The 7,237-nt window shown below is 44.1% G+C and carries 8 protein-coding genes; 5 read left to right on the forward strand and 3 right to left on the reverse strand.

Annotated elements, in window-relative coordinates; all coding sequences use genetic code 11:
* Nucleotides 1-29: 29 nt before the first annotated feature.
* On the reverse strand, nt 30-686 hold the full coding sequence (locus ACTXGO_RS07740) for an OmpA family protein (RefSeq protein WP_317199171.1): 657 nt from the start codon (nt 684-686) through the stop codon (nt 30-32).
* 323 nt (nt 687-1,009) lie between these two features.
* Between ACTXGO_RS07740 and ACTXGO_RS07745 the strand changes: the two genes are divergently transcribed.
* From ACTXGO_RS07745 to minE, 5 genes are all read left to right on the forward strand, one after another.
* Nucleotides 1,010-1,972: an acyltransferase gene (locus tag ACTXGO_RS07745; RefSeq protein WP_317199172.1), complete on the forward strand. Its 963-nt coding sequence runs from the start codon at nt 1,010-1,012 to the stop codon at nt 1,970-1,972.
* A gap of 68 nt (nt 1,973-2,040) precedes the next feature.
* Nucleotides 2,041-3,123 carry a hypothetical protein gene (locus tag ACTXGO_RS07750; RefSeq protein ID WP_443543125.1) on the forward strand — a complete coding sequence of 361 codons (1,083 nt, stop codon included), beginning with the start codon at nt 2,041-2,043 and terminating at the stop codon, nt 3,121-3,123.
* A gap of 213 nt (nt 3,124-3,336) precedes the next feature.
* On the forward strand, nt 3,337-4,149 hold the full coding sequence (gene minC / locus ACTXGO_RS07755) for a septum site-determining protein MinC (RefSeq protein ID WP_435949618.1): 813 nt from the start codon (nt 3,337-3,339) through the stop codon (nt 4,147-4,149).
* A gap of 353 nt (nt 4,150-4,502) precedes the next feature.
* A complete protein-coding gene (minD, locus tag ACTXGO_RS07760; RefSeq protein ID WP_317199175.1) occupies nt 4,503-5,318 on the forward strand; it encodes a septum site-determining protein MinD in 816 nt (271 codons plus the stop codon).
* Nucleotides 5,318-5,605 carry a cell division topological specificity factor MinE gene (minE, locus tag ACTXGO_RS07765; RefSeq protein WP_317199176.1) on the forward strand — a complete coding sequence of 96 codons (288 nt, stop codon included), beginning with the start codon at nt 5,318-5,320 and terminating at the stop codon, nt 5,603-5,605. The genes minD and minE overlap by 1 nt, the downstream gene beginning before the upstream one ends.
* A 62-nt stretch (nt 5,606-5,667) precedes the next feature.
* On the opposite strand, the gene ACTXGO_RS07770 is transcribed toward minE, so the two are convergent.
* Nucleotides 5,668-6,171, reverse strand: a complete 504-nt coding sequence (locus ACTXGO_RS07770; RefSeq protein WP_443543128.1) for a hypothetical protein — start codon at nt 6,169-6,171, stop codon at nt 5,668-5,670.
* A gap of 37 nt (nt 6,172-6,208) precedes the next feature.
* On the reverse strand, nt 6,209-7,237 hold a 1,029-nt coding region (locus ACTXGO_RS07775; RefSeq protein WP_443573951.1), incomplete at its 5' end, for a response regulator.

Genomic DNA, 7,237 nt, shown 5'->3' on the forward strand with positions numbered 1-7,237 from the left:
TTTTTAGCTTAAACTATAGATATTAAATCTTAGTTAATGCTTTGTGGTGAGTTGATGGTTAGCTCAACACGGCGGTTTTGCTGACGACCATAGTCAGTGTTGTTGTCAGCGATAGGACGTGACTCGCCATAAGCGACAACGTTTACACGGTTAGATGCTACGCCGCGAGCAGTCAAGTAGTTCGCTACTGAGTAAGCACGATCTCTTGATAGACGCGTGTTGTAAGACGCATCACCACGGCTATCAGTATGACCTGCAATAGTCACAGTAGTCTGGTTATACTGACTCATCGTTGACGCTAGTTTGTCAAGAGTAGGTCTAAACGAAGGGGCTAAGCTGGCATCATCAAAAGCAAAAGTGATGTTACCTGGCATAACCAAATCAATATTACCTGTCGTTGGGTTTTGCTCAACCGTTACGCCTGTACCTGCCATTTGCTGCTCTAACTGGCGCGCTTGACGCTCCATGTAGTAGCCCACGCCTGCACCCAAAGCGGCACCAATAGCGGCATCACGACCTGTTTTGTCGCCACCAGTTGCTTTTGAGATTGTGGCACCACCAGCTGCACCAACCAAACCACCCAAAGCGGCTTTGTTTAAACGCTGTTGTCCTGTGTTAGGATCAGTAGTACAACCACTAAGGGCTAGGCCAGATGCTACGGCGACGATCATTAATTGGTTACGCATAATAATTTCCTCTATTCAATCAAATGGAGTTTTCAATAAATTTGTTTTCTTGGCAAGAATAATTGCCTTTGTCTTATTGGGTGCTATTCACACTTGATATTATTATGGCAATCGCAACCTATCTATGTGTAATATTTTGTCACCTCTATGTATGCAAAATGCAGAACTATACGTCATAATCATCTTAATTTTGAGCTTAAGCTTAGAGTCATTCACAACTATTTTGGGTCATAAGCTTTCATTTATCTACTAAAATATTTTGTTATAGCGCCTATAATAGCGATTGCAACAACAATTAAAATAGCGATTACAAGGACATAATCATGCAACTGTCATCACTGATACAAAAGGTGCATAAGCGTACGCCTAAACTTGGTAAGGTTGTTTCTCTCGCCACAGCGACGGGTGTCATTACGGCTAACAGTATAGCAGCAGGTCCTCCAGTGTGGATCATGGGCGCTGCCAAAACCATTACAGGCTCAGCTATTGCAGATGATACCGTCATCAAAGTCACCAACTACTGGATCAATAGTAATAATGCGCTAATTGATAATATTCTGCCGCGTAAAGACTGGCGTATTAACTTGCCTGATGACGTCAATACTCAAGGCAAATATCTGCTCGTCAGCAATCATCAATCTTGGGTCGATACGAGCATCGTTCAGTACATCAGTGAAAAGCGCTTACCGCTCACCCGATTTTTTACTAAGTTTGAGCTGATATATATCCCTGTAATCGGTCAGGCTTTTTACTTTTTAGACTTTCCGATGATGCGTCGTCACTCAAAGGAGCAGATCGCAAAAAACCCAGCACTAAAAGGTAAAGATATTATTGAGGCCAAACGCGCCTGCGCTCTACTAAAAGACAAACCCTTTACTTTGCTCAATTATTTGGAGGGAACGCGCTTTACCTCTGCTAAACATAAAAGCCAAAACTCTCCTTACACTCATCTGCTAAAGCCAAGAGCTGGCGGCTTAGCACTAGCTATTAGTGCTCTGGGTGATGAGATCGACAGTATTTTGGATATGACTATCGTCTATCCTGACGGCATACCGACCTATAGTGATTTGTGGAAAGGGAATATTAAACGTTTAGGCGTTGATGTGCGCCATATTCATATACCAGATGGTCTAGCCACTGCAATCAAAGACGGTCGTTACGAGACGGATGAGGCTATCAAAGTGCAAATGTTTGATTGGGTTGAGCAGATATGGCAACAAAAGGATCAGCTTATCAGCGAGATGTTAGCTGAATTTGAAAATACGCCTGACAAAAGCACTCTATAGTTTTTAAGATAATTGCTTAAGCCTTTTGGACTATCCTAAGCGCTTTTTACTTGATATAAGGTATAACTGTGCCCGCCTCTAGTACTCATTTACCCAAACGCTCAAAACCGCTCCCCAAGCAGGACGGATCCCTTCCTCCTGAGCCGCCAACACGTCCTGCGCCTAGTCGTTTAAAGCTGACTTATGACATTTTAATGCTTATTGCTATTGGTATTGATTTGTTCTTAATCAGTATTGATGCGATATTGATGAGTAACTTTAGCGCCAATGTTGCTAATTGGCTGATGCTTAGCGAGGCGCTTTCTTGGTATCAAAACGTACTACATGATCCGCTGCGTACAGCAGGTGGATTTTTTACGCTGTTTTTAATTTTTGAATTAACCGTGCGCTGGACTATTGCGATCAAAGATCGTGTTTATTACCGCTGGTTTTTTTTCCCCTTTGTACATTGGTATGAAGTATTGGGCTGTTTTCCGCAGCTGCGTGCGCTGCGCTTGTTCCGAGCAGTCGTGATCGGTCGGCGCCTGCATCAGCTTGGCTATCAAGTACTACCGCAGCCTTGGCTTAGACGTATCAAGTTCTATATTGATTTAGTACTCGAGGAGTTATCAGATCGAGTCATCTTGACCGCAATTGACAATTATCGTCAACAGCTCACTGATCCAAAAACGCAAAAATCTATGATAGATTCGACTATCAGCCGTAACCGCGTAGAGATTGAAGCGGTCATCTTATCGCTACTGCGCCGCGAGCTGGTGCCACAGTTACAAAAGCTAAAACGCGGCTCTGAGGGCGGTGAGCTGATCGCTCATGAAGTCGGTGATGCCATTCAAAGTGGGCTTGCCAATACGCCAGAGCTCAGGCGTTATCTTAGGCTGATACCTATCGCCGGTAGCCTGATTGAATCGCAGCTACAACATATCGGACAGAGTATCGGTGAAAATGTCGTCTATGCACTTAATGCGCGCCTGCTAGATGATCAGCGTATCGATGATATGATGGCAACTATCGCCCATAGCGTCGCTCATATCGATGCCAATGATACTGCGCTAGATGTTTTGGTCGCAAGTATAATCAATGACAGTCTATCGGCGCTTGAGGCACAAGTAAAAGTTCAGCAATGGAAGCACAAAGATATGTTAAACCTGTAATGGGGTCAAAGGCGTGCCAAATAGTAAACACGCCCTATGAATATCAAAAGATAAACGGTAAACTTATGAGCAGATTTGGACACCTTAGATGATAAGTGGCCTGTCCTTTTATCTAAAGTGGCACACTCTTTTATCTAAATAGTTATACTGCAGTATTTGTAGAGTGATTCTAAGTAGCTGCATGGTAATGGCAGTATTTTGAGGATAAGTATTATGACAATCTCGGACATCGGCAATCCTTTAGCCACCGATAGCGACAGCCCTGCTATGGCCTTTTTTGGCAAAATGCTCACCTTTTCACGCGTTCAGCTCAATACCAATGATCTAAGCGCTATTGATGCTCAGCTATCTGCGACGATTGATAATAAAAACACCAATACGCCTGTGATTATCGATAGTGACATCGAACAAGATTTGCCCGCGCTCGTAGATATGCTCTGGTCTTGGGGATTGCAGCCAATCGGGGTAGTAAAAGGCGTTCTTGAGACTCAAGCACGCGCGCAAAAGATGGCTATATTCCCAGCAGATGGCAAGCGTATCGAGCGCATTATACCGAGTAAAAAGGCGGCATCTCAGGTCAGCGAAACAGCTGTAGAGCCTAAAGAAGCTGTGAATGAGGGGACGGATAAAAGTAGTCAAACCACGTTATCTACCGATGCGCCCCAAACCTTGGTAAGTGACGCGCACATTGCTAGTCTTATCTATGATCAAGTACTGCGCTCAGGTCAGAGTCTCAATCACGTCGGCGGCGATCTTATCTTAACCAATAGTGTCAATAGCGGCGCTGAAGCGATTACTGATAATAACTTACATGTCTACGCGCGTGCCCAAGGTCGCTTAGTCGCTGGTGCTACGGGTGATCAAGACGCGCGTATATTTTGTCAGGTCTTTAACCCCTCTCTAGTGTCAGTCGCAGGGACTTACTGTTTACGTGACAACATACCTGAGCATCTTATAGACAAGCCGGTACAAGTGCGCTTCGTTGAAAACCAGGGGTTAGTATTTACGCTAATGGATACGGTCTAAAAAGCATAACGTTGACTTATAAGCTGCCGATATTAAATTTTTATATTAGACTATATTCTAAAACTTGAGTATTGAGCATGAACCTAGTAGGCTAGCAAAAACCACTTAATAATATAGTAAGTTTATTTAACAAAACTGCGCTACTATATATCTACAACTCAGCCACTATCTATATAGATTAAGAACTGTTTAATGTGAGTCTTATACTTATCTAATATCAAAGGTCGATTGTTGTAGGTCAACTATAAATTTATAGGTAGGTGTGGTAGGCTTGCCCTCGCAAATAGCACATGTAGCACAAATGCGTTATTTTATTTCATAAATATTTTATTGATAGATAGGAGTGTGCCATCGTGGCAAAAATTGTTGTAATCACTTCAGGTAAAGGCGGTGTTGGCAAAACCACCACCAGTGCCTCTTTTGCTGCCGGTTTGGCATTACGCGGTTACAAGACCGTTGTCATCGACTTTGATGTGGGTCTGCGTAACCTAGATCTCATCATGGGCTGTGAAAACCGCATCGTATATGACTTTGTTGATGTGATTAGTGGTAATGCTCGCCTGTCACAAGCGCTCGTCAAAGACAAAAAACTTGAGAACTTATATATCTTGCCTGCCAGTCAAACGCGTGACAAAGACGCTTTGACAGATGAAGGTGTCAGCGAGGTGATGGATGAGCTCTCAAAGCAATTTGATTATATTATTTGCGACTCTCCTGCTGGTATCGAACGCGGCGCGCAGCTAGCGATGTATCATGCTGATGAAGCTATCATCGTGACCAATCCTGAAATCTCCTCAGTACGTGACTCAGATCGCATTATCGGTATCCTACAAAGCCGTACCAAAAAGGTTGAAGAGGGTCATGGATCTATCCGTGAGCATCTGATTATCACGCGCTACAATGCTGAGCGCGCAGCGGCTAATGAGATGATGGACATTGATACCATATCTAACGACATCTTAAAGGTGCCACTGCTCGGCGTCATTCCTGAGAGTCACTCCGTACTAGAAGCGTCCAACCACGGTGAGCCTGTTATCCATTATACCGACTCTGTCGCGGGTCAATGTTATGACGATATCGTAGCTCGGTTCTTAGGTGAAGAGCGTCCCATACGTCATCTTGATGTGAAAAAGAAAAGTCTATTACAGCGCTGGTTTGGAGGTCAATAATGAGTAAGAAAAAAGGATTTTGGAGTAGCCTATTTGGTACTGACGATAGCAATGCTGGCAGCGCGAATATGGCGACTGAACGTCTAAAAGTGATCGTCGCCAGCGAAAATCGGCTAAACAACCGCTTGACGGCTGATCGCATCGAAAAGATGAAACGCGAAATACTTGAGGTAGTCAACAAGTACGTCAATGGCGTGCAGATTGACGATGTCAATATTAATCATCGCTCAGAAGACAGTCTTGATGTACTGGAGATGAATATCAGTTTGCCTGAACACAAAAAATAACGATTTGATAGCCATAAATAGGCCCTAAGTATTACACTTAGGGCTTTTTTATGGCTGCACTTTTAGCTTTCAATCAGATGATGAGCAAGTTTATCTACGTCTGGTATCAGATAAACAATATTGTCTATCATCACTGCTTGATACCAAAAAGCAGACACGTCATCAATGTTGTGCATCGAATTAGATTCATTTTGTTGAATATCAAACATTGAGGTTGCATAATGCTCAGGGAGATCAACATCCTTGACATCAGATATGCGTACTTGCAAGGCGTGAGGCGTATCTACACTTTGTAGAGCAATGCGCTGCTCGCTGGTATTGCCCTCTATTACAATCATTTTGCTCGGCGTCTGAGGGCGCAAGAATAGGTGAAAAACAGGAAGCTGCTGTTGTTGCCAGACATGCGTCCCTATTTGCTCAGTGCTATCTTCTATGTCCAAAATCAGGCTAGTAGGCACTATCCAATCAGGCTGATCAACAGCTGCAATCACAGTCACATCCAACATGCCATTACTGGTCGTCAGTAAGCTGACCGCTTCAAAAGAATGCTTTACAATCTCGCTCATATAGCGCTCTCAATAGTTAAATTATTTGAGGATACATTTATCCTTCGTAAGTGACACTGTTTTTGGTAGCTAATAGGCGCTGTATATTACCAAGCAGCTCATTTTCTTGGAAAGGCTTACCCATATAATCATTCACGCCGATCTCAAGCGCACGCGTGCGATGTTTTTCTCCAGTACGCGAGGTGATCATAATGATTGGAATATGTTGCAAGCGCTTGCTGTGCCTGATTTGAGTTGCAACCTCAAAACCATCCATACGCGGCATCTCGATATCAAGTAAGATTAGATCAGGCAAAGTCTCTTGTAATATCTCAACCGCATCTACGCCGTCTTTAGCAAGGGTGACCGTATACTCTTGACGCTCCAAAAAGCGTGAAGTGACTTTACGAACGGTCACCGAATCATCTACGATTAGGATGTGCGGTTGAACTTGTGTCTGTTTAGATACCTCTTTAGGTAGCACGCGCGTAGGCTCGAGCATCGATACATTACGCATCAAAGCGATGGGGTCTAGTATGAGCATAACAGATCCATCACCCATGATAGTCGCCGCAGACACGCCTTGTATGTGTGATAGTTGACGCCCTAGAGGCTTGACCACAACTTCAATTCTAGACCCTGCTATTTGATCAACTTGTAGCGCGATGTTCTGTCCGCTACTGTTTTTGATAATGATAAGCGGTAAGCTGACATTGGTGCTAACGGTGAGATCATTGAGCGCGTTACCTGATAATATCTCATTGAGATAACGTACCCTATAGTCTGTGTCGTCAATCTGTAGCGTTGCCGCGCCCGACTGATAATAGTCTTGTAGTTTTTCTGGATTGACTCGGACCACACGCTCAATCTGTACCAAAGGAATAGCGTAGTAGCGATCAGCGGCGCGAACTACCAGCGCATCAGATATCGCAACAGTCAGCGGTACGCGAATAGTAAAGCGTGAACCAACCCCGGTCTCTGATGCCACCGATACCGAGCCGCCCAGCTGTCGGATCTCACTAATAACGACATCCATACCCACGCCGCGACCTGATATTTGCGTCACTTTTTGGGTGGTAGTGATGCC

The organism is Psychrobacter sp. T6-1 (assembly GCF_052258445.1).

Coding starts and splice junctions, on each gene's coding strand:
- ACTXGO_RS07740 (WP_317199171.1), bottom strand. CDS start 686: ATGCGTAACCAATTAATGATCGTCGCCGTAGCATCTGGCCTAGCCCTT.
- ACTXGO_RS07745 (WP_317199172.1), top strand. CDS start 1,010: ATGCAACTGTCATCACTGATACAAAAGGTGCATAAGCGTACGCCTAAA.
- minC (WP_435949618.1), top strand. CDS start 3,337: ATGACAATCTCGGACATCGGCAATCCTTTAGCCACCGATAGCGACAGC.
- minE (WP_317199176.1), top strand. CDS start 5,318: ATGAGTAAGAAAAAAGGATTTTGGAGTAGCCTATTTGGTACTGACGAT.
- ACTXGO_RS07770 (WP_443543128.1), bottom strand. CDS start 6,171: ATGAGCGAGATTGTAAAGCATTCTTTTGAAGCGGTCAGCTTACTGACG.